The organism is Sulfuriferula sp. GW1 (assembly GCF_047300855.1).
In the GTDB taxonomy this organism is placed as follows: domain Bacteria; phylum Pseudomonadota; class Gammaproteobacteria; order Burkholderiales; family Sulfuriferulaceae; genus Sulfuriferula.
Window position 1 is genome coordinate 155,620 of sequence record NZ_CP170197.1, and the last position, 23,087, is coordinate 178,706.

General features: G+C 56.5%; 16 protein-coding genes and 1 CRISPR repeat array. Of the genes, 9 read left to right on the forward strand and 7 right to left on the reverse strand.

What is annotated here, in order from left to right:
* Positions 1–38 precede the first annotated feature (38 nt).
* The 4 genes from ACFDAU_RS00790 to ACFDAU_RS00805 are packed head-to-tail and all read right to left on the reverse strand — an operon-like array spanning position 39 to position 4,014.
* Positions 39–917 (reverse strand): fructosamine kinase family protein, encoded by an 879-nt coding sequence (locus ACFDAU_RS00790; RefSeq protein WP_413438164.1) that lies wholly within the window; start codon positions 915–917, stop codon positions 39–41.
* On the reverse strand, positions 914–2,164 hold the full coding sequence (locus tag ACFDAU_RS00795) for an ATP-grasp domain-containing protein (RefSeq protein WP_413438166.1): 1,251 nt from the start codon (positions 2,162–2,164) through the stop codon (positions 914–916). The genes ACFDAU_RS00790 and ACFDAU_RS00795 overlap by 4 nt, the downstream gene beginning before the upstream one ends.
* A 3-nt stretch (positions 2,165–2,167) precedes the next feature.
* Positions 2,168–3,604, reverse strand: a complete 1,437-nt coding sequence (locus tag ACFDAU_RS00800; RefSeq protein ID WP_413438168.1) for a CUAEP/CCAEP-tail radical SAM (seleno)protein — start codon at positions 3,602–3,604, stop codon at positions 2,168–2,170.
* 2 nt (positions 3,605–3,606) lie between these two features.
* The gene (locus ACFDAU_RS00805; RefSeq protein ID WP_413438170.1) at positions 3,607–4,014 is read right to left on the reverse strand and encodes a gamma-butyrobetaine hydroxylase-like domain-containing protein; all 408 of its coding nucleotides are present in this window, start codon (positions 4,012–4,014) and stop codon (positions 3,607–3,609) included.
* Between the two features lie 1,026 nt (positions 4,015–5,040).
* Here ACFDAU_RS00805 and ACFDAU_RS00810 point away from each other — a divergent pair.
* From ACFDAU_RS00810 to cas2e, 9 genes are all read left to right on the forward strand, one after another.
* Complete coding sequence (locus ACFDAU_RS00810) at positions 5,041–5,955, forward strand: hypothetical protein (protein ID WP_413438172.1); 915 nt, start codon at positions 5,041–5,043, stop codon at positions 5,953–5,955.
* A 629-nt stretch (positions 5,956–6,584) separates the two neighbouring features.
* Positions 6,585–9,209: a CRISPR-associated helicase Cas3' gene (cas3, locus tag ACFDAU_RS00815; protein WP_413438173.1), complete on the forward strand. Its 2,625-nt coding sequence runs from the start codon at positions 6,585–6,587 to the stop codon at positions 9,207–9,209.
* Positions 9,206–10,828: a type I-E CRISPR-associated protein Cse1/CasA gene (casA, locus tag ACFDAU_RS00820; RefSeq protein ID WP_413438175.1), complete on the forward strand. Its 1,623-nt coding sequence runs from the start codon at positions 9,206–9,208 to the stop codon at positions 10,826–10,828. Before cas3 ends, casA begins: the two co-directional genes overlap by 4 nt.
* Positions 10,815–11,411, forward strand: a complete 597-nt coding sequence (casB, locus tag ACFDAU_RS00825; RefSeq protein WP_413438177.1) for a type I-E CRISPR-associated protein Cse2/CasB — start codon at positions 10,815–10,817, stop codon at positions 11,409–11,411. Before casA ends, casB begins: the two co-directional genes overlap by 14 nt.
* 21 nt (positions 11,412–11,432) lie before the next feature.
* On the forward strand, positions 11,433–12,632 hold the full coding sequence (gene cas7e, locus ACFDAU_RS00830) for a type I-E CRISPR-associated protein Cas7/Cse4/CasC (protein WP_413438179.1): 1,200 nt from the start codon (positions 11,433–11,435) through the stop codon (positions 12,630–12,632).
* A 1-nt stretch (position 12,633) separates the two neighbouring features.
* The gene (cas5e, locus tag ACFDAU_RS00835; protein WP_413438181.1) at positions 12,634–13,353 is read left to right on the forward strand and encodes a type I-E CRISPR-associated protein Cas5/CasD; all 720 of its coding nucleotides are present in this window, start codon (positions 12,634–12,636) and stop codon (positions 13,351–13,353) included.
* Positions 13,350–14,075 carry a type I-E CRISPR-associated protein Cas6/Cse3/CasE gene (gene cas6e, locus ACFDAU_RS00840; RefSeq protein ID WP_413438182.1) on the forward strand — a complete coding sequence of 242 codons (726 nt, stop codon included), beginning with the start codon at positions 13,350–13,352 and terminating at the stop codon, positions 14,073–14,075. Before cas5e ends, cas6e begins: the two co-directional genes overlap by 4 nt.
* The gene (gene cas1e, locus ACFDAU_RS00845) at positions 14,069–14,962 is read left to right on the forward strand and encodes a type I-E CRISPR-associated endonuclease Cas1e (protein WP_413438184.1); all 894 of its coding nucleotides are present in this window, start codon (positions 14,069–14,071) and stop codon (positions 14,960–14,962) included. The genes cas6e and cas1e overlap by 7 nt, the downstream gene beginning before the upstream one ends.
* A gap of 37 nt (positions 14,963–14,999) precedes the next feature.
* Positions 15,000–15,230: a type I-E CRISPR-associated endoribonuclease Cas2e gene (cas2e, locus tag ACFDAU_RS00850; protein WP_413438186.1), complete on the forward strand. Its 231-nt coding sequence runs from the start codon at positions 15,000–15,002 to the stop codon at positions 15,228–15,230.
* A 67-nt stretch (positions 15,231–15,297) separates the two neighbouring features.
* Positions 15,298–19,537: a CRISPR direct-repeat array (repeat unit 29 nt; unit sequence GTTTCCCCCGCGTTCGCGGGGATAGGCCC).
* A gap of 248 nt (positions 19,538–19,785) precedes the next feature.
* On the opposite strand, the gene ACFDAU_RS00855 is transcribed toward cas2e, so the two are convergent.
* The 3 genes from ACFDAU_RS00855 to ACFDAU_RS00865 form a co-directional block, all read right to left on the reverse strand.
* Complete coding sequence (locus ACFDAU_RS00855; RefSeq protein ID WP_413438188.1) at positions 19,786–20,232, reverse strand: hypothetical protein; 447 nt, start codon at positions 20,230–20,232, stop codon at positions 19,786–19,788.
* Between the two features lie 412 nt (positions 20,233–20,644).
* Positions 20,645–21,151, reverse strand: coding sequence for an antirestriction protein ArdA (locus ACFDAU_RS00860; RefSeq protein ID WP_413438190.1), 507 nt, complete (start codon positions 21,149–21,151; stop codon positions 20,645–20,647).
* 946 nt (positions 21,152–22,097) lie between these two features.
* Positions 22,098–23,087 (reverse strand): AAA family ATPase, encoded by a 990-nt coding sequence (locus tag ACFDAU_RS00865; RefSeq protein WP_413438192.1) that lies wholly within the window; start codon positions 23,085–23,087, stop codon positions 22,098–22,100.

Consider the following 23,087-nt stretch of genomic DNA (forward strand, 5'->3'; position numbering starts at 1 on the left):
AGGGGGAGGCCATCAGCACGATGATTGCCCACCAATATTCATCCTAGTTCCGCCAGTAACTTCACCATCATCCCCTCCGCCTGCCGCGCATAGCTGCTACCGAACAGATTGGCGTGATTGAGAATGTGGTATAGGTTGTAGAGATTTTTGCGTACCGCATAACCTGCGTCCAGCGGCCACGCCTCTCGATAAGCCGAGTAGAAATCTGCCGGGAAGCCGCCGAACAGTTCGGTCATGGCGAGGTCGGCTTCGCGGTCGCCATAGTAGACAGCGGGGTCGAAGATGACGGGTTCGCCCGCCTGGGTATAGCCGTAGTTGCCGCTCCACAGGTCGCCGTGCAGCAGCGAGGGTTGCGGCTGGTAGCCGTCGAACAGGCCGTCGAGTTTTCCCATCAGGCGTTCGCCTTGGTTTTGCAGGCTGCCGACGAAACCGTTGCGCGCGGCCAGTTCGAGTTGAAATCCCAGGCGCTGGTGGCGCCAGAAGTCTATCCAGTTGTCCGTCCAGGGATTGCGCTGAGGGGTGGCACCGATGGTGTTGTCAGCGGTAAAGCCGAAGCGCGGCGCGGTCGTCCGGTGCAGCGCGGCGAGTTGTTGTCCGAGTTGTGCGGCGCTGCCGTGGCCGTCCAGGTCCACCCATTCCAGCACCAGGAACGCTTCGTTACCCGCCACACCGCTGGTGACGGGATGCGGCACGCGCAGGGTGTGGCTGGCGGCGAGTGCCGCGAGACCGGCTGCTTCCGCCTCGAACATGGATAGTTTGGCCGCGCTGTTGGTTTTAACGAAATAACGCGTTGTGCCGCTCTCGATGCACCAGGCGGCGTTAATGCAGCCGCCGCTGACCGGGGTGGTGCGCTGGATAGGGAATGCTGCGCTGGTGGCGGCCTGGATGCTTTTGGCTACGCCTTGCCACAGGCTCATCGAGCGGTGCTTTTAGCCAGCGCCAGGTCGGGCTGGATATCAAAAACCAGCTTGGCATGGGCGCTACGCAGCGCGGCTTCGGCTGCTGCGGGTGTGGCGGCGCGGCTGAAGATAAAGCCAAGGTAACTGGCACCCTCCGGGGCGGGTGCGATACGCTGGCCGGGGACAGTGGTGATGCGGATGTCTTCGATGTGCGGCACCTCGCGCGCGGCCTCCAGACCCATCACGCTTTGATAAATGCCGCGCCTGGGTACCGGAATCATCATCACGCCACTGGCGTCGCTATGCTCCGGCTGGGTAATCGGCAGTCCCAGCGCATGGCGCAGGATGAGTTCTTCCAGTGTCATGCCCAGGCGCCAGCGCAACATGCGCCCGCACAGGCCGCCGATGGAGCGCGCGGCGATTTCGAGCAACCACACGCCGGTGTCGTTCACGCGCATTTCGGCGTGAATGGCGCCGTGGCTGAGCCCGGCGGCGGCGCAGACGCGCTGCACGCTGTCGGCGATGGCGGTCTGTAGCTCACTGGACAGACGCGACGGCGTGACGTAAATGCTTTCTTCGAAATACGGGCCGTCCAGCGGGTCGGGCTTGTCGAACAGCGCCAGCACGCGCAGCTGGCCGTTTTCCAGCAAGCCTTCGAGGGCGTGTTCGCTGCCGGGGATGAAGCTTTCGACGATCAGGCCCAATGCGCCGGCGTCACGGTCGGCGCCCGACTGGATGCGGCTGACCCGACGCACTTGCTGCAATAAATCCTGCGCATCATCGGCGCGAATCACGCCGCGGCTGGCAGATAATCGGCGTGCTTTGACTACCACCGGATAATGCAATTGCGCGGCAAGGGCACGTGCTTCTGATGCGCCGGCGAGGTGGTGAAACGCCGGGCAGTTGAGGCCGTTTTGCTGCAACAGCTGGCGGAAAGCGAGTTTGTCGCGGGTGGGGCGTACCGCCTCGGGCGCATTGCCGGGCAGGCCGAGTTTTTCGCGCAGCACGGCGGCTAGCTCGACGCCCGCATCGTCCACCGCAAGTACCGCATCCACGCGTCGTCCCAGCGATGCCAGCACTTGCGCTGCGGCGGTCTCAGGCTGGTCGAAATGCAATGACAGGATCGGACTCAGCCCGCGCTGCGGGGCGAACTGGGGGCAATGGTCGGCGGCACTGACCACTTCCACGCCCAGCTTGTGCGCGGCATCGAGGAAATCCTGATTGCGGTAACTGGCGATGGGGAGCAACAGCAGGACGCGCAGCATGGCTTAAAACGATTGCAATTGCTGGTCGGTGGGTTCGGCGCAGCAGTACCACGGTTCGGACAGATGGGCGATGGTCGCGCCGAAGTCGGCGTGCTCCAGCGTCGGCGCGGGTAGCCCGGCGGCGTCATGGGCGAACTGCCAGATGGCGCGGAACACCTGGCTGCGCGGCGCGTTCTCCAGCTGCATTGCGGTGCTCATCACCTGCTGCTGCAGTGCGTCCACGCGCGGGTCGGCGTGGCGCCAGGGGTAGCCCAGCAACGCCGGGTCGAAAGCCCCGATCTGATCAATGAAGCCGGGCAGTTGCAGCAGATAGGAACCCTGCGGCACCAGCAGGCGGATGGCGAGTTGCACCGGCGGCACCGCTTGCACCAGTTTCAGGCGCAGCAGTTCGCCGAGCAGGTCGATGTAGCCGGTCAGCGTGGTCCACGGGCTGAACGGCACGAAGGTGGGCGCAAGGAAAATGCCGTTCGCGCGGCACAGGCCGAGCGCGCGTTCGAAACCGGCGCGGGTGTGATTTTTGTCCAGATACTCAAGCACGGCATCGTCCACCGACTCCACCGCGCTGGTGATGAACAGGCAACCGTAGCCGCGCAATTGCGGCAGCAGGTCGGCGTGGTCGAGCAGATGCTGAATCTTGATGGTGGCGTCGAAACTGAGATTGGGAAAGCGTAGTTGCATGGCCTCCAGCACGCGCAGCGCGTGGGTGGGGCCATTGAAAAAATCCGGGTCGCCGAAGGAGATGTGCTGCGCGCCCGCCACCACCTGCTGTTCGATGTCGGCCAGTACCACGTCCACCTGTACCGTGCGGAACTTGCCCTGATACACCGGCACCACCGGGCAATGCCGGCACAAGTGCTTGCAGCCGCGCGTGGTCTCGGTAAAGCCGACGATTTTTTTGCCGCCGTCGGGCAGATTGAGGTGGGCGTAGCGGGTGAGTTTGGGCAATCCGCTGCGATCCGGCGGCAGAAATTTCACTTGCGCGAGCTGCACCATCGGCGTGGCTTGCGCGCTGATATCGCCATCGCGCAAGCGTTCCGCCAGCGCCACCAGGTCCGGCTCGGATTCGCCGCCGAGCAGGGTATGTACGCCCAGCCCGCGCAGCAGGTCGGCGTTCATTGGCGCGTACAGGCCGTACATGGCAAGGTGCGCGCCGGGCGCCAGTTCGCGGATTTTCGGCAGAGCGGCGATGGCGATGCGGGTGGCGGTGTGCATGCCCAGATGGATGGCCACCAGTCCAGCGTCGCGCAGGGTGTCGGGCTCCAGTTTTTGCAATGTCAGATCGAGACAGGCGACCTCGCACCCGGCAGCTTTCAACAACGCGGCGGGAGCGGCGAGGTTAAAGGACTGGCGACCGAGTTCGTAGGGATTGATCAGCACGACTTTGAAAGCTGCGCTGGCTGTGCCGGTTTCGCCCCAGTCTACGGCGAAATAGTCATTCATGTTTATTTGGTCTTGGGACGCTCTTCAAAGCCGGCGATGGGTTCGCGTGAGGCACCCGCATTCGCCATGTTTTGCAGATAGCGTTCCCATAGCGCATCCTGATTTTGGCCCAGTTCGTAAAGGTAATCCCAGGAATAAATTCCGGTGTCGTGGCCGTCCGAGAAAATAGGCTGCACGGCGTAGCTGCCGACCGGCTCGATGCCTGTAATTTCGACATTCAGCTTGCCCACCTGCAATACTTCCTGGCCATGGCCGTGCCCGCGTACTTCTGCGGAGGGCGAATACACACGCAGGAATTCATAAGGCAAATGGAATCGGCTGCCATCGGCGAAGGCGATTTCCATCACTCGGGATTTCTGGTGCAGCTTGATTTCAGTGGGTTGGGGGGTATTTTTGTCCAGTCCTGCCATGTGAGCTCCGCCGGATGGGATTGCAAGGGATGGTGCGCCCAGCAGGATTCGAACCTGCGACCCTTGGCTTCGGAAGCCGGGCTAAACACCAAATAAAATCATAAGCTTAACGTAACTACTGGTTTTTAAACCAAAAGTCGTTGCGCAGTATCGCGCAATAATCCGCATCAATCAACCATCTTTTTGGTATGACTTGGACCAAAACTTGGACCATGCAGGACGTTCATCATGAATATTACTACTTTGCGCTAACAGGCGGCTGTGAAGAAGACTCAGAGCTGCACCAAATTACTCGAATTCTTTGCCCAGTGCCGGTCCTGAGCCTTATCGGCATGGAAGCCTGTAGCGGCCCATCACTGAGTGCGTCAATTGAGCAGTCTGGGGCATGATGTCCGCATCATCGCCCCGCGCTTTGTCATCACCTCAATACCATGTTTGCTTTGACGGCAAAAGTGCAGGAACGAAGGTGCCCAACAAAGGGGAGCCGCCAGCGAAGCTGGTGGGGCAAGGCCATTTAGGCCAAAGCAACCGGAGCCGCGATTCGCCCCAGCGAATCCAGCGAAGTGTGGGGGGTGCCGCGAGGAAATTTCGCCCCAAGGCGAAATAAGCATCCCCAGATGCAGGTTCCGAGTGGGGGCGCAGCCCCGCCATCCCGCAAGCCGAAAGGCGCCGTCGGGCACCTTGGTTTGATGGCTGTCGTACAGACAGAGACAGTGAAAACTGTCGGCCTCAAAGCGAGGTGCCCGACGGCGCAAGTCCACTTTCAGTGGATGCAAGGCTAGCCGCCGCACAGTCGGGATGGCGCGAACAGAAAAAGGGGGGATGGACGTACAGGCCAGCCAGGAAGCTGCCCCACCCTAGTGGGTGCTGGCACAGCAAGGCATCTGACCCGTCACCAGGCGTAAGCCTATCCATTTTTGACCTGCTTAGCGTCTTTACCAACCATCTACTCGTTCGATACACATGCTTTGCAGCTCAAAGCGAGGGTTGGTAGCTATATTGGTTTTCAACTTTAAAAGAAAACCGATGAAGATAGATCTATTTGACTTTGGCTCGATGCTAAGGGAGCCAGAAATGCCGCCGAAGCCATTACCGTCCGATCTTGTACAGAAGCGATCCGGGCGAGAAGTTGCGTCTGGGAATGAGCTAAAAGTACTCAAAGCCATTCGATTGTTTGGACATTTGCGCTTGCAAGAGCTGGGGCGTGCAGTCTGGCCCAAATATGCTTATGCAGGGCAAATGGCCGCTAGGACGTTGAAACGGCTTGAACTGAAAGAAGAAGTGCTCAGGCGTAAAAACAGCCTGGCCAGCAGCTCGTTTGTGCTCTCTTCCAAGGGCGCGCGTCGATTGGAATCACTGGGTCTGCCATGCCGCCACGGGCGCGATATTGTGGGGGTTGCGGGCGCTACATTTTTTCATCGCACACTGGCTTCTCGATACTTGATCGAAGAGCAAGTTCTCGGAAAAGAGGTTTTTGGCGAGTATGCAATTGCCCACAATTTAGCACCTGCCACGCGCGAGCATTTGGCGAAGACTTTTGGCAAACTCCCTGACGGATTGGTAATTTATAAATGCAAGACAAACACAGGTAATCCGATTTTGCTCGCTGACTGGCTCGAAGTGGAGCAAGCGGCAAAACCTCTGGATGAGATAAAAAAAGTTGTTCGTATTGCGCAAAAATGTGGGAGCTGGCTTGATGCAGGGCAAAAAGTTAAGCTTTTTCGACTTGTAGTCCTGTTTGACCAAAGTCAAAATCACGGTACACGATTGCTTAAAGCTGCGACCGAAGTCTGGTTCGGCAGCGATGAGAGAAGTAGGGATGATATTGAGTCGAGAATTGTCCTGGCAAGGGCGGATGTCATCTTTCCGCTGCAATGGCGAAAGTTTGAGTTTGTTACTCTCAAGGATTTCCGAGCTCATCACATTTCAAAAAATAATTAAAAATGTCATGACGGTTGCTATACGTTGTAGGAACCTGGTACGAAAATTAGTTGAGGCCATATTTCTGCGTATTATTCTAAGGGGTGACCGCGCAGGCACCCCTCCCCGCAAGGGGGATTATCGTAATTCCTCCACAAATTTAACCGTCAACAGTTTGTATGGCGGTCTGATTCGACCCCTCAATATACAGTCGAATGAGCGTGCCTGACTCTTTCAATCACGACAATTTCACTCAACCACCGACGCTCCTGGTTTGCTATTTGTAAGGATCGCTTGGTTGATCCAGCAGGCTGTCAACCTGCTCCTCACTTTGACCGGCGGCTATTTGTCGCTTGCTCAACCATATGTGCATCTCAGCGAGTTGGATACTTGATCATTTTTGTGCGCTGAAACTGGCAAATATGGTGCGCCGTTTTACATCCTTACTGCGCGCATTCTTGATGCATACCTGCCCATGCGGCAGAGGTACGAAACGCTAGAAGTGTTGCTTAGATGCGGATGAGGCAAGGCGAGGATGATTTTTTAGTGAACGAATAACTTCATAGGTTCAGGTTTTGAGTCAGAGCGGATGTTAGCATGGCAGTCATTTTGCAATACTGTTCACGAGGAGTTAAAGGGTGACGACCCCATTGGGTGCATTTGGGAAGCTCGAACGCGATGATCTCGGCACTGTCATTGGCTGGCATCCGTTGGTTGATCACATGATTGATGTGGCGGCTTGCTTTGAATGTCTAAGCGCTTGTCATTCAATTCGTCGAGCGATGGAAAAAGCGGCGGGCAGGGAGTTGGATGAACGCGATATTGCGCGCTTCTCAGTGCTGGTTTTCTTGCACGACCTTGGCAAAGCCAATAGCGGGTTTCAAGCCAAACGCTGGAAAAATTCGCAGGATATTCCCAAAGGATGGCCTCTCCATGCGGGGCATGGTATTGAAGCAATCAAGCTGTTTTATGAGACTCTAGCTCGACAACCGATTGAACTATTAATTGAGCAGATTTGTACGTGGGGTGATGCAAGTGAGTCGCTGCTGATTGCCAGCATCAGCCACCATGGACGCCCGCTCAAGGATCATCCCGGTGATTGGAATAAGAGCATCTGGAAGCCCGTGGCAGACATCTATAACCCTGCCGCCGTGCTGAAAGATATTGGCGAGCGCGTTTTAGCACTTTATCCGCAAGCCTTTGAGGCAGGAGGCAAGCCACTGCCCGATGCACCAGCCTTTGGGCATCTGTTCGCAGGTCTGGTGCAATTGGCTGACTGGCTGGGATCGGATACGGATTTTTTCCCGTTCTCTGAAAAAGGCGAGGATAGAGCCGTCACCGCCAAAGAAAAAGCGCGAAAGGCTATCTCAGTGATTGGCCTGGATGCCGATGATTGGCGCAGCAAGCTGAATGATCGCTCACCCAATTTTGCAAATACTTTTGACATTGCGGAACCGCGTCCTATTCAAGCGGCCATGAGCGATGGCCAGCTTGGGCCGTTGGTGATTCTTGAATCGGAAACTGGCAGTGGCAAGACCGAGGCGGCACTATGGCGATTCGTGCATTTGTTTCGTGCCGGGGCGGTGGACAGCCTGTATTTTGCCTTGCCGACCCGCGTCGCCGCCTCGCAGGTTTATAACCGTGTTCGAGCAGCCGTCAAAAATCTATGGCCAGAAAATCCGCCACTGACCGTACGGGCATTGCCTGGCTATGTCAATGCTGACGGCGGGGATGCCAGGCAATTACCAAACTTTGAAGTGCAATGGTCAGACAACCCGGATGATGCTAAAGCTCAGCAACGTTGGGCTGCGGAATCTGCCAAGCGCTTTCTTGCCGCGCCGATTGCCGTTGGCACTATTGACCAAGCCTTGTTAGGCGCGCTGCAAGTGCGCCATGCTCACTTGCGTCATGCCATGTTGGCGCGAAGCCTGTTGGTGGTGGATGAAGTTCATGCTTCCGATCCCTACATGACCGTGTTGTTGGAACACCTGCTCAAGGCACATCTAAACAGTGGCGGACAGGCATTGCTACTTTCTGCAACGCTCGGTTCCAGTGCGCGAAATCGCTATCTGGCACTCGCTCCAAAAGGGCAACGGGAGCAAGCCAAGCCCATGACCTTTGAAGCCGCGTGTGCCGTTCCTTACCCAGCTATTTCCGACCAGAAACAAACGCGAGCCGTTGATGCGACTGGCAACACCAAACAGGTGACGTGGACAGCGTATGACATTATCGACGTACCCGATAAGATCTCAAACATGGCGATAGCTGCCGCCAAGCTGGGTGCAAAAGTTCTGGTGATTCGCAATACCGTAGCAGATGCTATCGCTACCCTGACTGCCATCGAGGAAAGTATTCCCGATAAGGCTTGGCTATTCACTGTCAACGGCGTAGTCACCCTGCACCACAGCCGCTTTAGTCGGCAAGATCGGCCCGTCATGGACAAAGCCGTTGAATCGCAACTCGGCAAACAACGCCCACTTGGCGCACTTATTGTGGTGGGCACGCAAACGCTGGAACAAAGCCTGGATATAGACGCTGACGTGCTAATTACAGACCTATGTCCGATGGACGTGTTGTTGCAGCGCGTCGGACGGCTGCATCGCCATATCCGTCCGGCATCGGAACGCCCCGAGGCGTTCCAAGCAGCGCAAGCTTGGGTATTAACGCCAGCAGGGCAAGATCTCAATCCGTTAATTGCCAAATCTCGGCATGGCTTGGGAATGTTTCACAATGGCGGCGGGGTCTATGCCGATTTGCGCGTGCTGGAAGCTACACGGGCATTGCTTGTCGAGCGACCTGTTGTGTCGATTCCTGCTGACAATCGCTATCTCGTTGAAACTGCCACTCATCCAGATAAGCTGCACGCTATTCAAGAGGAAAACGGAGAGGCCTGGCAAACTTTGGGGCAGAGAATCGAAGGAGATACCGGCGCACAAAAAACGATTGGTTATATGCACGCATTGGACGTTGAGCAAACATTTGGTGAGAAGGAATTCCCCAACGATGTGCAAATTGCCACCCGCCTTGGTGCACAAGACCGGATTCTGCACTTTGACCTTGATCCGCCTGGCCCATTCGGTGATCCTATCAAGGAACTGCCGATTCGTTACCACCTACTACCCAAGGATTTGTCGCCTGACACCGAGCCCAGCGACATTACCCACACCGAAACAAGCCTTACTTTTCGCTTGGGCAATGTGCAATTTCGCTATACTCGTCTTGGGCTGGAACGCCTCAAGGACAATCATCTTTCTGATGCTGGAGGACTGCTGTGACGCTTCAATACTCCCTGCTCGATGAACCGCTGATACGCGCCCGGTTGGTGGGCGTCGGCCAACCCGTTAAATACAGCTTACCCGGCTTGTTTGTGGCACTGGCGTGTGATGAGGTGCGCGACTTCCCCGCGCTACGCCCGCATCAACGCCACCCGTGGCACGCTTTTCTAGTACAACTCACCGCCATGGCCTTGCACCACGCAGGGCAACGGCAGCCTTTTGAAACGGAACAAGCCTGGAAAGACGCGCTACTGGCACTAACGCCGGAATACCCGGACGGCGCGGCCTGGTGCCTAATTGCGCCCCACGACAAACCGGCTTTCATGCAAGCCCCTGTACCGGGCGGAAAGGTGAATGATTGGAAGTCGGTAAAAGACAAAACAACCATCGCCACTCCTGACGAATTAGACATGCTGGTGACTTCTAAAAACCACGACCTGAAAGCCGCACGTATGCGGCAAGCGCAATTGGATGACTGGGTGATGGCGTTAATCAGCCTGCAAACGCAAGAAGGTTTTTTGGGAGCAGGAAACTATGGTATTTCCCGTATGAATGGCGGTTTTGCCAGTCGTCCAGCTCTCGGCGTGGTTCCCAAAGGTCACTGGGGACGACGTTGGCAAAGGGATGTAGCTGTACTTCTGAATCACCGGGACGAAATTGTTGAACACATAGGTCTTCGTGATGAAAACGGCATCGGACTCCTGTGGTTAACAGGGTGGAGCGGCGAGAACAGCCTGGCTTTTTCATCCCTCGATCCTTTTTATATTGAAATCTGCCGGCGCATTCGTTTGGTAATGCTTGATGATGGACAGTCAATTGGTGCAATTGCCACTGGTAGTAAAGCTGCTCGTGTCGAAGCTAAGGCCCGAAAAGGTATAACTGGTGACCCTTGGATGCCCATCGACCCCAGCATAGATAATGAGAACCAATTCGGTAAAGCACTGACCATTAACCCGGAAGGGTTCAACTACAAACTGGCTGCTGAACTGCTCTTTGGTAGCAAATTCCGCCGTACCATCGCACAAGTGCCTGAAGCTGCTGATGGTACGGAAGGCATAGTGGTACTGGCTCAAGGGGTGACGCGCGGCCAAGGCAAAACCGAGGGCTACCACGAACGTCGCATCCCTGTTTCCCCAAAGGCTCGCATGCTACTTATGCAGAAACAGTCTGATCTCTCGGCAACAGTTGCTGGTGAGCGCGTCGATGCCATTGGGAAAATGCGTAGCGTGCTGTGGACTGCTGTAGCCACGCTATTCGATCAAGGTGCTGTGAAAGACAAGTTTTCAGACAGTGCCAAAAATAAAGCCAGTGATTTCATTAAATCCTTTGAGCAAGCTGAAGATGCCCGCTTCTTTGATGAACTCAATGCTGAAATTGAGTCCGATGTTCCTGATGACGCACGTTTGCAATGGCTTCTGTCTATGGCAGATCGTGCAGAAGCCGTACTCAAAAACGCGTTTATTGCCGGGCCGCAAAGTGGCGAACAGCGATACCGTGCCAGGTCAGCTGCTCTGTCCAGGTTTCATGGTGGTTTGCGTAGTGACAAAACACTGCCCACACTCGCGCATTACTATCGCCAATTAACCGCTAATAAGGAGATTGCACATGAGCCTGTCTGATGCCGTTCCACGGGAACTACCCGAAGAAACAACCATCGCTGCGCCGCCTATCTCTGAGCGAATGGAGCAACCGATCTCACGTTTGGCGCGCATCATTGTCCAGGCCTCACGCTTTGCAGGCGATGCACATGGGCTGGATAACGGCGAACGTGCCGCACTGGCACGACTGAATCCTGACGACAATTTGCGCCCGCATCAAATCGCTGCACTGTCGCGGGCATTGATTTATGCCGATCTTGAGCCGGATACATGGAAAGTAGAAACGTGGCAACGCTGGGCACTGATTGCACATGGCATGGCACTGGCTGGAAACGATGCCAGCCAGAGTTTGGGGCAGCAGCTGAGTCAAGCAGGTGTATCCGAATCCCGCGTCACCAAGCTGCTCACCGCTCGTGGGGATGCTTTCCGTCAATTGCTGCCGCGCCTGTTGCGACTGATCGCCAGCAAGGGCGTTGCGCCCAACTGGCACGAGTTGGGAGGGTTGATTCTTAACCAAGAACGCGATGAAGAAAGAGCCGAAGACATTCGTCTCAAGATCGCAGGTCGCTTTTTCTCTGCTGAAGCCAAAAAACCGAAACATTAATTTAATATTTGGAGACCGACCATGCCATTGCCGCGCTTTATTCAAATTCACACCCTGCACACTTACCCAGCGGCACTATTGAACCGCGATGATGCGGGTTTAGCGAAACGTCTGCCGTTGGGCAATGCTGTGCGTACCCGTATTTCTTCGCAATGCCTGAAACGACATTGGCGCGTGACGGACGACCAGTTTGCCTTGTCAAAACTGGATGTCCCCATGGCAATTCGCTCTCGCGCCACACTGGAACTTATTAGCAAGCGCATTCAGGAAAATGGTATTTCCGCTGCACTGGCGCAAGCCGCCGCTGAGGCACTGCGCGATGCCGGACTGCTCGACAAGGGCGGCAAGGACAAGAAAGGGGAAGATGCCCTCAAAACGGGGCAGGCCGTGTTAATGGGTAAACCGGAAATTGACTATCTGGTTCGCCGCTGTACTGAACTGGCTCAAACCAGCCCAGATGAAAAATCGCTCAGGGCCGACATCATCAGCGCACTGAAAGACGAAAAGAAAAATATTGAGGCAATTAAACACGGCAGTGGCTTGGAATCCGCCCTGTTTGGTCGCATGGTGACATCGGACATTCTCGCCAGTCGCGAAGCCTCTGTTTCGGTCGCTCATGCTTTTACCGTGCATCAAGCTCAAGTTGAAAACGATTACTTCACGGTGGTCGATGATCTGATGCAGGAAGCAGGTGAGTTGGGATCGGCAGGTATTTTCGATACCGAGCTTGCATCTGGTCTTTACTACGGCTATGTGGTGGTGGATGTGCCGCAGTTGGTTGAAAATCTAGAAGGCATTGATGCTACAGACTGTTTCGCAAACGGCACCCCGGCAGAACGTCGTGAACTGGCGGGGCGTGTAGTGCAGCATCTGCTGCATTTGATTGCTACGGTCAGTCCCGGCGCAAAGCGCGGCTCGACCGCGCCCTTCGACTGGGCAAAATTCATGCTGGTGGAAGCGGGTGATTGGCAGCCGCGCAGCTTGGCGGGAGCGTTTCACGATGCGTTACCACTGGAAGACAAAGCCAACGCGGGCACTATCCGGCAGCGCGCCGTGATGCGCATCACCCAAGAAATTACCGCGATGGATGAGGCTTATGGCTCACCACTTGCGCGGCGCTTTCTGGCACTGGATGCTGTTGAAATCGCTGGTGCGGAACGCGCCAACCTGACCAAGCTGGGCGAGTGGGCAAGTGCGATTGTGCGGCAGGGAGCATGTTGAAATGCCGCGCCATCTTCTGCTGCGGCTGGAAGCGCCGCTCATCGCTTTTGGCGGCGAGACCATCGATAACTTCGGTGTGATTCGCGACTTTCCCGCACTTTCCATGATTACCGGATTGTTTGCCAACGCGCTCGGCTGGCGGCGGGAAGACTGCGAATTGCATGATCGTTTGCAGAACCGCTTGATAGTTGGGGCGCGGTTGAATACGCCAATACAGCGTCTCACTGATTTTCAAACCGCACAACTAGGAAAAGACGATAAAGGTTGGACTACCTGGGGTGTTCCTGAAGAGAGGCGTGGAGGTGCAGGCACTTATGAAGGGCCTCATTTGCGCTATCGCGACTATCACGCCAGCCTTAACGTACTGGTCGCTTTGCGCCTGGATCATTCGGAAGAAGCTCCCACGCTGGACGATCTTGCCCTCGCCCTTGATCACCCAGCGCGCCCTCTGTTTATCGGTCGCAAAACCTGCTTGCCTAGCCAACGGATTTTTGCCGGATGGCAAGAAGCTGACAATGTGCTGCATGCCTTAAGAATCGCCCACCTTCCTGAAATCGGCAGCGTACAATCCTTGCGTATGCAATGGCCGGACGGTGAAGGTAATCTTGCTGGAGATCGCCTGATTGACTTGTGTGATGAACGCAACTGGTCGAGTGGCGTGCATGGTGGTTGGCGGCCAGTGCGGGAGGGCAGTTTCACACCACAAGGCGCGCAAATATGACTTTTCAATTGATGCGCTTGCAACCAGACTCCGTTGCACTTGCGGCTTGGGCGACTCGCCATGGAGTGTTATCGCCAGACGGTGATTATGGTTACGCCTTGCATGGCTTGCTTAGTGCTGCATTTGGTGAGCAAGCCCCCAGGCCATTTCGCTATATGGGCAACAAGCAAGGATTGCTCGCCTACACTTTGGAGAATCTGGAAACTTTGCGCCAACATGCCAGCTTGGCCACACCGGATGTCGCACGGGCTTTGGGGCTGGATGCGTTGGATGCACGCCCGTTTCCTAGTGTATGGAAAGAAGGGCAGACACTGGGTTTTGAAGTGCGGGTGCGTCCGGTGGTTCGCGCTAAGGATGGACGTGAACGCGATGCTTTTTTGCATGCCGCTGATGCTATTCCGGCAGCAGAAGGTGATGGAATAGCTCAGCGTGCCTTGATTTATGGCGGCTGGCTTGCCAAGCATTTTGCCGTAGATGGGGCTGCAAAAATTATCCAGGCACAGATGGAAGAGTTTCGTTTAACCCGTGTATTACGCAAGGCCGGGACTGGCGAAAACGGTAAACGCAAATCGCACGCTGTGACTGGCCCGGACGCAGTGTTCAAAGGACAATTGCAAGTTGGCAACCCGGATGCATTTGCGCGCCTGTTGGCGCGAGGTGTTGGGCGGCACCGTGCATTTGGATTTGGCATGTTGCTGCTCAAGCCAGCTTCCTCGTGTTAAAAGGTCGCCTCGGGCTGGAAACAGCCCGCATCCCACATGCTGATCGCCACGGTTTAATCTGGCTGGAACGCGGCGAACTCTGCGTAATCGACGGTTGCCTGAATTTCATGGCGGGCAAAGATTCACTCACTCCACACATTCTCCAAGTGCCGCATCAGGCGGTATCTATGATACTGCTCGGGCCGGGCAGTAGTGTCACCCACGATGCACTACGCCTGCTGGCGCGTCACGGCACTTTGATGGCGGCAGTCGGGGTGGATGGGGTGCGTATCTATACCGCGCCGCCTTTAATGCCAGATCGTTCCGATGTGGCGCGGCGTCAAGCAGAGTTGTGGGGCAGCCCACGCCGCCGTATCAGTGTGGCGCGCCACATGTATGCCTTGCGATTGGGGGAGGTTCTGCCGCACCGGGATTTGGATACCTTACGGGGAATTGAAGGGGCGCGGGTCAAGACCATTTACCGCCTTATGGCAGATAAATATGGCATTGAATGGAATGGCCGACATTACGACCGAGGCAACCCAGACGCGACCGACACACCTAACCAAGCTATCAACCATGCTGCAACAGCAGTACAAGCTGCTGCAGCGATTGCGGTGCAGTCGCTCGCCGCAATTCCACAACTCGGCTTTATTCATGAGGATTCTGGGCAAGCCTTCGTGCTGGACATAGCTGATCTATATCGCGACACCGTTACCTTGCAAATTGCGTTCAGTGTAGCAAAAAATGTGGCGGCTGGTGATGACACGAGCATTGATCGATTGGTAAGACGAGAAGCCTCTGTAGTATTTCGGAAGCAAAGTGTAATTTCATCCATGATCGACAAAATAAAACTAGTGTTGCGCACGGAGGAACGGGATGGCGCTAGTAGTGATAGTGACACGTGATGTAGCGGATCGTTTCCGGGGATTTCTGGCATCAACCATGCTGGAAGTGGCTCCGACGGTGTACATCTCCCCGCGCATGAGCGCGGGGGTACGTTTGCGAATATGGAATGTGCTATCTGATTGGCATGGTGCCGAACCACGCGGTAGCATCGTAATGGTTTGGCGAGATTTGAATGAGACGGGTAGTGTTGGCATCGCAAATTTGGGCTCACCTCCGCGTGAACTGATTGAGATGGATGGGTTGTGGCTGACAAAGCGGACTCTGTAAAATGCTCTTTAATAAAATGGACGTGTTTTGCGTTTATCTCTTATAGATCATTGTTTTATCTATGAGAGTTTCCCCCGCGTTCGCGGGGATAGGCCCCCCCGAAAATGAAGAAGCCGAAGAACATGCAAGTTTCCCCCGCGTTCGCGGGGATAGGCCCAAGAAAGGGGGAACCATTGGGCGAAGGAATAAGTTTCCCCCGCGTTCGCGGGGATAGGCCCCCGGCAGATATCGCAAAAATCGCACTTACGGCGTTTCCCCCGCGTTCGCGGGGATAGGCCCTTGACAAGTTGCAAATAATCGTTGTCATCAAGTTTCCCCCGCGTTCGCGGGGATAGGCCCTACGTCAGTCCTTACGCTGTGGGGACAACTGGGTTTCCCCCGCGTTCGCGGGGATAGGCCCCATACGGCCCCGCTATCTGTGAACTTGAAGGCGTTTCCCCCGCGTTCGCGGGGATAGGCCCGTACGAGGTCTAGTTAAGCAAGCCATATTAAAGTTTCCCCCGCGTTCGCGGGGATAGGCCCGGCCTGATTGTTCGGAAAGTTCAGGTATTTGGGTTTCCCCCGCGTTCGCGGGGATAGGCCCCCGGATTATCCGGGGGAGGAGGAGGCAGACATCGTTTCCCCCGCGTTCGCGGGGATAGGCCCTGATATTGTGCTTGGTCCAGCTCACATATCCTGTTTCCCCCGCGTTCGCGGGGATAGGCCCTCGAACGATTTGCCCACATAGCCGCCGTCTACGTTTCCCCCGCGTTCGCGGGGATAGGCCCCGGACTGATTGAAGTTGCCTTGTGGAATATCGGTTTCCCCCGCGTTCGCGGGGATAGGCCCGCAATGGGCAAACGCGGCACGCTCGCAAAGTCGTTTCCCCCGCGTTCGCGGGGATAGGCCCAAATCATTCCAGCCGAGGCCACTAAGCGGCGTGTTTCCCCCGCGTTCGCGGGGATAGGCCCGGCTGCCCAATCGGTGGCGGTGCCCACTTGCAGTTTCCCCCGCGTTCGCGGGGATAGGCCCCTGGACGGCGCCGCGCTGGCCAGCGCCCAAGCGTTTCCCCCGCGTTCGCGGGGATAGGCCCGCATCCGAGCAAACTCAGGCGGGTATGTTTTCGTTTCCCCCGCGTTCGCGGGGATAGGCCCAGGGGAGGAAGATTCATGGCGCTGCAAAAATGGTTTCCCCCGCGTTCGCGGGGATAGGCCCACTTTTATCGTCTACGAGGGTGTCGAAAATACGTTTCCCCCGCGTTCGCGGGGATAGGCCCGTCCAAGGTTACGCCGGTCAGGATGCCCATGCGTTTCCCCCGCGTTCGCGGGGATAGGCCCGCGACACAATGAACGGGGAAACGGAACAGGAGGTTTCCCCCGCGTTCGCGGGGATAGGCCCGAAGCAGAAGGCACCAAGACACGCAAGGGAACGTTTCCCCCGCGTTCGCGGGGATAGGCCCTCATCGCATTCCCCTTCAAAACATAATAAATAGTTTCCCCCGCGTTCGCGGGGATAGGCCCCAGCCAATGTGTTCCGCGATCAGCACAAGGCCGTTTCCCCCGCGTTCGCGGGGATAGGCCCTTGAGCCGCGCCGTCGATCAATCCAGCATCCAGTTTCCCCCGCGTTCGCGGGGATAGGCCCGGCAGTAGCCGACATACCGCCAGTTATGGCTTGTTTCCCCCGCGTTCGCGGGGATAGGCCCTAATCGCCATATCTGCCGCAGATTTGATAGTCGTTTCCCCCGCGTTCGCGGGGATAGGCCGTTCGGGTATGCCAGTCACTTGACCCGCTAGCAGTTTCCCCCGCGTTCGCGGGGATAGGCCCTTGATCGGCAAGTGTAGACAAATATCCGTTTCGTTTCCCCCGCGTTCGCGGGGATAGGCCCCACCGTCAGCTAAAATTGCTCCGCTTGCCGTAGTTTCCCCCGCGTTCGCGGGGATAGGCCTTGGCGCGATTTGTTCGGGTATTGCATGTTCTTGTTTCCCCCGCGTTCGCGGGGATAGGCCCTTTCAATCAGAAACACAACAGCATTGAAAGTGGTTTCCCCCGCGTTCGCGGGGATAGGCCCGGACAGGGGTCGCTCATCGGCGTGATGGTATGGTTTCCCCCGCGTTCGCGGGGATAGGCCCCTGGCAGGCGCATCTCTGGCGATATCGAGCGCGTTTCCCCCGCGTTCGCGGGGATAGGCCCCAGTACGTCGCTGCCAAATGGGGGCGCATTCTGTTTCCCCCGCGTTCGCGGGGATAGGCCCCTATTACTCGATGTGGCTCGGTGATTAATATGGTTTCCCCCGCGTTCGCGGGGATAGGCCCGGGTAGTACTCATCGCCCGGCTTCATCATCTCGTTTCCCCCGCGTTCGCGGGGATAGGCCCTCAGGATGATTGCTTGCCGCTGTTCTGGCGTGGTTTCCCCCGCGTTCGCGGGGATAGGCCCGATCGTGCATAGCGATTAAATTTTTACCTATGGTTTCCCCCGCGTTCGCGGGGATAGGCCGTTGTGTCATGGCTAAGTCCTTGATTTAAAATGGTTTCCCCCGCGTTCGCGGGGATAGGCCCCGTGTTCAAGCAGCCCATTCAGGGTGTGACCAGTTTCCCCCGCGTTCGCGGGGATAGGCCCCACGCAGTCAGTCGCTGCGGCGCATGCGATTGGTTTCCCCCGCGTTCGCGGGGATAGGCCCTCGATCAGGTGGCCGTGCGGCGCCTTGGTTTTGTTTCCCCCGCGTTCGCGGGGATAGGCCCTTGTTTGTCTGGTTTTGCCATTTCGATATCCAGTTTCCCCCGCGTTCGCGGGGATAGGCCCGCGTGATAACCCGCAACGAATACTTTACGGCGGTTTCCCCCGCGTTCGCGGGGATAGGCCCTTGGCTTTAGCAAGGTTCAGTTTCTGTTGTGCGTTTCCCCCGCGTTCGCGGGGATAGGCCCGGCATTGTCACCCAGGCGGGTTCCGGCAAGGTGTTTCCCCCGCGTTCGCGGGGATAGGCCCAGGATGGACTTGGCATTTGCAGCCATGACCGGGTTTCCCCCGCGTTCGCGGGGATAGGCCCCGTGCTCCTGCACTCGGGTGATCCCATCCGAAGTTTCCCCCGCGTTCGCGGGGATAGGCCCCATTCAAGCGATGCCGTGCTGCGGGTGTCCAAGTTTCCCCCGCGTTCGCGGGGATAGGCCCCAGGCCGTCCCGCTTGACCTGAGCATTCGTCAGTTTCCCCCGCGTTCGCGGGGATAGGCCCTGCCGAGGTCGAGCCGTCCGGCGGCGCTTATGGTTTCCCCCGCGTTCGCGGGGATAGGCCCGGCCCAAGGATTATCAGCGCGCCGATTTCCTCGTTTCCCCCGCGTTCGCGGGGATAGGCCCTCATCATCAAGATACCAATCCGGATTAATCAAGGTTTCCCCCGCGTTCGCGGGGATAGGCCCAAGCCGCCGATCATGCCGCACTGAGCGCGGCAGGTTTCCCCCGCGTTCGCGGGGATAGGCCCACTGCGTAGCCGTTTTGGATAACTGCAAATTTGTTTCCCCCGCGTTCGCGGGGATAGGCCCACATATCAGCTATCTGGCAACACTACTAATACGTTTCCCCCGCGTTCGCGGGGATAGGCCCCTCTTGGACAATGCCGGTTGCCATTTCATGCAGTTTCCCCCGCGTTCGCGGGGATAGGCCCGGATAATCCCCATCGCGCAGATGTACGTGCGCGTTTCCCCCGCGTTCGCGGGGATAGGCCCGCGGCATGGGATGGCTTAGCCCACGCCGACTTGTTTCCCCCGCGTTCGCGGGGATAGGCCCTCCCAAGCCTTGCACTGGCGCACCGTGTCCAGGTTTCCCCCGCGTTCGCGGGGATAGGCCCCCGGCCATCCTGTACGGTTGAGCGCAGGACTCGTTTCCCCCGCGTTCGCGGGGATAGGCCCCGATCATCGGTGAGCCGCGCTTTAAAGCTGCGGTTTCCCCCGCGTTCGCGGGGATAGGCCCCCGGTTTTCTCGAACGCCGCCCGCCAAAATGAGTTTCCCCCGCGTTCGCGGGGATAGGCCCTGGCCAGCTCAGGCGATAACAGCCAACTGGCCGTTTCCCCCGCGTTCGCGGGGATAGGCCCGTCAGCTGCCCGGTAGTGCCGGTGGCGATTTTGTTTCCCCCGCGTTCGCGGGGATAGGCCCCCAAGGGATACAGGTACACGAATTAGAGTTGTGTTTCCCCCGCGTTCGCGGGGATAGGCCCACAAAGGCCAGCCACAAGAGGCTATCGCAAAAGTTTCCCCCGCGTTCGCGGGGATAGGCCCACAATTTCGGTATGGGGAAAATCAATCAAAAAGTTTCCCCCGCGTTCGCGGGGATAGGATCGCACTGGTCACAAACGCCCTAGGCGTGCTTTTCGATTCACCCGTAGGGGTAAACTCTCCGTGCTAAAAAATAACACGCCAACGCGCAGCCAGCATGCCTATTGCTTACCTGCACACCCCTTTAACCGCCGTTTATAGGTTAAAGCGGATTGAATCCGTAGTGGTTCGTTATAGTAGCCGCGCTATTTTTTTCCTCGCGCTGGTTTTCCCTACGCCAAAGTAGCAATTCTCCTGATCGAGATAGGCTAACTAGCTAATCCAGGCTCTTAGCTCTGCTGGAAGCAGCCAGCGTAGCAGCCACCGCCGCCAGCCAAGCAATTTTACCGGTGTAGGGGACAGGCTGGTCGAGGCGGACATTGGATTCTGAACGGACGCTAAATCTGCCCACACCATGGCAGCAGGCTCACCCGCGCGGATTCGCGCAGCCAAGGTTTTGACCTGATCATGCAGCTCAGTGGGGAGCGTCACCGAAACCTGTTTGACTCCTTGCAGCTTCGCGTTTTCACGTGAGCGTTTTGTTCGCTTCGCCCCTGCTGTGCGGGCTTTGTCTGTGTTATCCGGCACCCAGGCTCGTACTTGCCTCAGCCCGAGGCTGTGGGCCGCAGCGACGAGTTCGTTTGGGCTCAAAGCATCTTCCATGCTGGGAATTGGTACGTCGTTTTGCATTGCTTTTTCCGTTTCATGTAATGTTGTCATGAAACGTATAGCTACCTTGGTGCGAAATTCGCTTTGAACATGGCCACGAATATTTGTATGTATTGGCTGGCTGCAGATGATTATTCAAACGAGTCATGACATCCATGTATCGTCGTGTATTGTGGGCGTGGTCCAGTAGTCATCATGCAGATCCGTCCCATACGGGTTGCCTGCCACATCTACTCCGCTGCAGCTACCATCTATCATGGGCAGCCCCGATGCTGGATTAACGTTGCAGTCAACGCCCTGATGAAGCGATGTGCCGTCGTCAAACTCAACGGTGCTGCTCCCGCCTATCCAACTAAATAATGAATTCCAAAAGGACATATAGTTTTCTCCAAATTGCGATTTCAAAGCCCGCCCAGGCTGGGCTGGGCGGTTGGGGCCCCAGTCCAGCCATGCCGGTTACTGGTTACAGCGCGTTGTGGTTGGTCACCACATAGTCTGTGCCTTCGAACCTGAACTCGTAGATGTCACCGCCTAACTCCAGATCGCGGGCAAAAGCCTCGATGTCGATATAGGTTCGCAGCCCTTCCGGCAGGTCTGGGTATATCTCATCAAAAAATTCCTCGGCGTACTCTTTGGCGCTGCCCTCGTACAAACAAACATCGCCAATCGTCACTAAGGCGCCGTTCACGTCCATGCATAGGCATTCACCCGTCAAATATGCCAGCGCTGCCCGCTCGTGCTTGTCCAATTCTTCGACACGATCGAACCAAATGTCCAAAGTTGACTGGTCGATTTTCAGGCCACTGAATAGCTCCCCGCCCTCGCCGTCGATGAATTCGATTTCGTACTCCTCCACCGGGGCGCCGAAGCTGTCCCGGTTGGCTTCGAACTTGGTCTCATAGTCGGCCAGGTCGGTAAAGTAAAAGCCCATGGCGTCCAGGCTATAGGGCTGTGCATGCAATGTAGTCATGATTATGTTCTCCGGGGCGAGCCTTCAAAATTGATGCTCTCGATTGCCGCCTCTTCGCCCCTTCCTGTGTGGGAAGGCGGGGGTTGGGAGATATGGCGGAGCCGCGGAAGAAACACAACAAAACCGGGATTTTTCCGGATTGGTTTAGATGCCCCAGAAAGTCCCCTTCACTCGGTTTGAGGGGCTGCCGCCGGGCATTAGCGATCGGAAAGTTTTGGTGAGATCAAAGCATGCTGGCGTAGCTGATGTTGAAGTTCAGCAGGGCTGTTGAGCGTAGTGCATGCCACCAAGACGCGAAGCGACGGCTGGCGTGCACTATGCCGGACAGCAGATGTAGCGCTAGCGTAGGCGGCCACGCTGGGTTTGCGGGCTGGAGCAGTCTCGGGTGGTTGAGTCTGCTCCAGCCGGAGAGATTAGCCGAAACATGATGGCGCATGATGTTTCGCCCTCATGCTATTGCGTTAGCGATTAAGGCCAGCAGGGGCGAGACAAGGACGCAGTCCGCTGGCTCGATACGAAGCACGAGAGCGTGCTCAGATGCCCGCACCGCTTCTCAGATGACATCAAAGAGGCTTTGCTCAACAGTTAAAAACTACAACCATCACATTCCACAAAAAGCGCCCAAACATACAAGCATGGATGAACGTCATTAAAACAAACTCGAGTTATTAAAAAACCAGATTTATGATCAGGTGCAGACTTTATGTCTGCGCTGACGAGGCGAGCCTGTGTCGTGTTAACGTCATAGAGTGACTGCGCAATGACTTGGTGTGCCCGTCCGATTTCATTCTTTTTCCAAGTAGATTGAAGTAGCCGCTTTAGCGGAAAAGTAGCCGCGCAGTGGGAGTGGCAGCGTTGTTGTACGCTGCCACCGGTAGCCTAGGGTGCAAAGAAAAGGGTGCACTACTCTCTTATAAGGGGTTCGTTGCACCCTTGCACCCCCTCATTAAGCAGCAACACTAAAAAGGGTTTCGCTAGTTAAAAGAATGTATTCATGGCGCTTGTCAGGCCGCAGGCGGCGAGTTATCCAGCCACGATCTCCTGCATCCTTTATCAGTTGCTTTGCACGCCTTTCTCTTACGCAATAAGCGTTCATGACCTGTTCAAGAAGCCCTTGGGCTAAGCAAGTCTGCACACCCTGAAATGCAGCAATGATGACGTTCATGAGCCGATTCGCTTCCTGTGCCGAAGCTTCAAAAAAACAAAGATTCTGGTCCCTTTCAATAAGCATTTCATCGGGAGCCTCGACGTTGCGTGCGCTGAAACGCAAGCTATATCGAGCCCCCTGTCCCGAACGGACATGCATTGCCATTATTAAATCAGCTTCGCCATGAATTGAGCTAGCCCCTCGCATACCCAGCGCCCCGACATTCACATTTTCAGCCCCACTTGGAGGCTTGCGCATATGATGCAGCACGAGATGGGCGCGGTCAGCGGATGCAATGCGGATAGCGTGCATTACAGCACGCATGCTGCCATTGTCGTTTTCATCTGCACTGTGCATCCGCGCTAGCACGTCCCACACGACTAGCCCAATATTGTTCTCCCTTATGAACTCGGAAAAACTCTCTTGTTGCTTAATGTCGAGAATATCCAAGGTCCTCAGGTGGCTGATTGCAAGCAGGTTTCGATAAGCTGATAGGTAATGGATTCCGCCAACCTGGGTTATCAATCGTCTTCCAAAGCGTTTTGGGCGCAGTTCCAAGTTGACATAGAGCACTTTGCGGGGGGCTGTTGCCCGCCATCCGAGAAATCGTCCGCCCGAAGCGACAGCTAGGGCTATCTGGCTTGCCATCAAAGTCTTGCCAGCCTTTGGCGCCGCGGCCAGGACCACCTGATCCCCCTCTTCAATCAGACCTTCCAGCAGCCAAACGTCAGGTTCGCTCGCTGCAGCTACCATGTCGGCCATATCATCAAAAATCAGTGTGGCAGGCAT

Bases quoted from the DNA above. Each gene is read 5' to 3' on its own strand.
- ACFDAU_RS00790 (WP_413438164.1), bottom strand. From the start codon at position 917: ATGAGCCTGTGGCAAGGCGTAGCCAAAAGCATCCAGGCCGCCACCAGC.
- ACFDAU_RS00795 (WP_413438166.1), bottom strand. From the start codon at position 2,164: ATGCTGCGCGTCCTGCTGTTGCTCCCCATCGCCAGTTACCGCAATCAG.
- ACFDAU_RS00800 (WP_413438168.1), bottom strand. From the start codon at position 3,604: ATGAATGACTATTTCGCCGTAGACTGGGGCGAAACCGGCACAGCCAGC.
- ACFDAU_RS00805 (WP_413438170.1), bottom strand. From the start codon at position 4,014: ATGGCAGGACTGGACAAAAATACCCCCCAACCCACTGAAATCAAGCTG.
- ACFDAU_RS00810 (WP_413438172.1), top strand. From the start codon at position 5,041: ATGAAGATAGATCTATTTGACTTTGGCTCGATGCTAAGGGAGCCAGAA.
- casB (WP_413438177.1), top strand. From the start codon at position 10,815: ATGAGCCTGTCTGATGCCGTTCCACGGGAACTACCCGAAGAAACAACC.
- cas7e (WP_413438179.1), top strand. From the start codon at position 11,433: ATGCCATTGCCGCGCTTTATTCAAATTCACACCCTGCACACTTACCCA.
- cas5e (WP_413438181.1), top strand. From the start codon at position 12,634: ATGCCGCGCCATCTTCTGCTGCGGCTGGAAGCGCCGCTCATCGCTTTT.
- cas6e (WP_413438182.1), top strand. From the start codon at position 13,350: ATGACTTTTCAATTGATGCGCTTGCAACCAGACTCCGTTGCACTTGCG.
- cas2e (WP_413438186.1), top strand. From the start codon at position 15,000: ATGCTGGAAGTGGCTCCGACGGTGTACATCTCCCCGCGCATGAGCGCG.
- ACFDAU_RS00855 (WP_413438188.1), bottom strand. From the start codon at position 20,232: ATGACAACATTACATGAAACGGAAAAAGCAATGCAAAACGACGTACCA.
- ACFDAU_RS00860 (WP_413438190.1), bottom strand. From the start codon at position 21,151: ATGACTACATTGCATGCACAGCCCTATAGCCTGGACGCCATGGGCTTT.
- ACFDAU_RS00865 (WP_413438192.1), bottom strand. From the start codon at position 23,087: ATGCCTGCCACACTGATTTTTGATGATATGGCCGACATGGTAGCTGCA.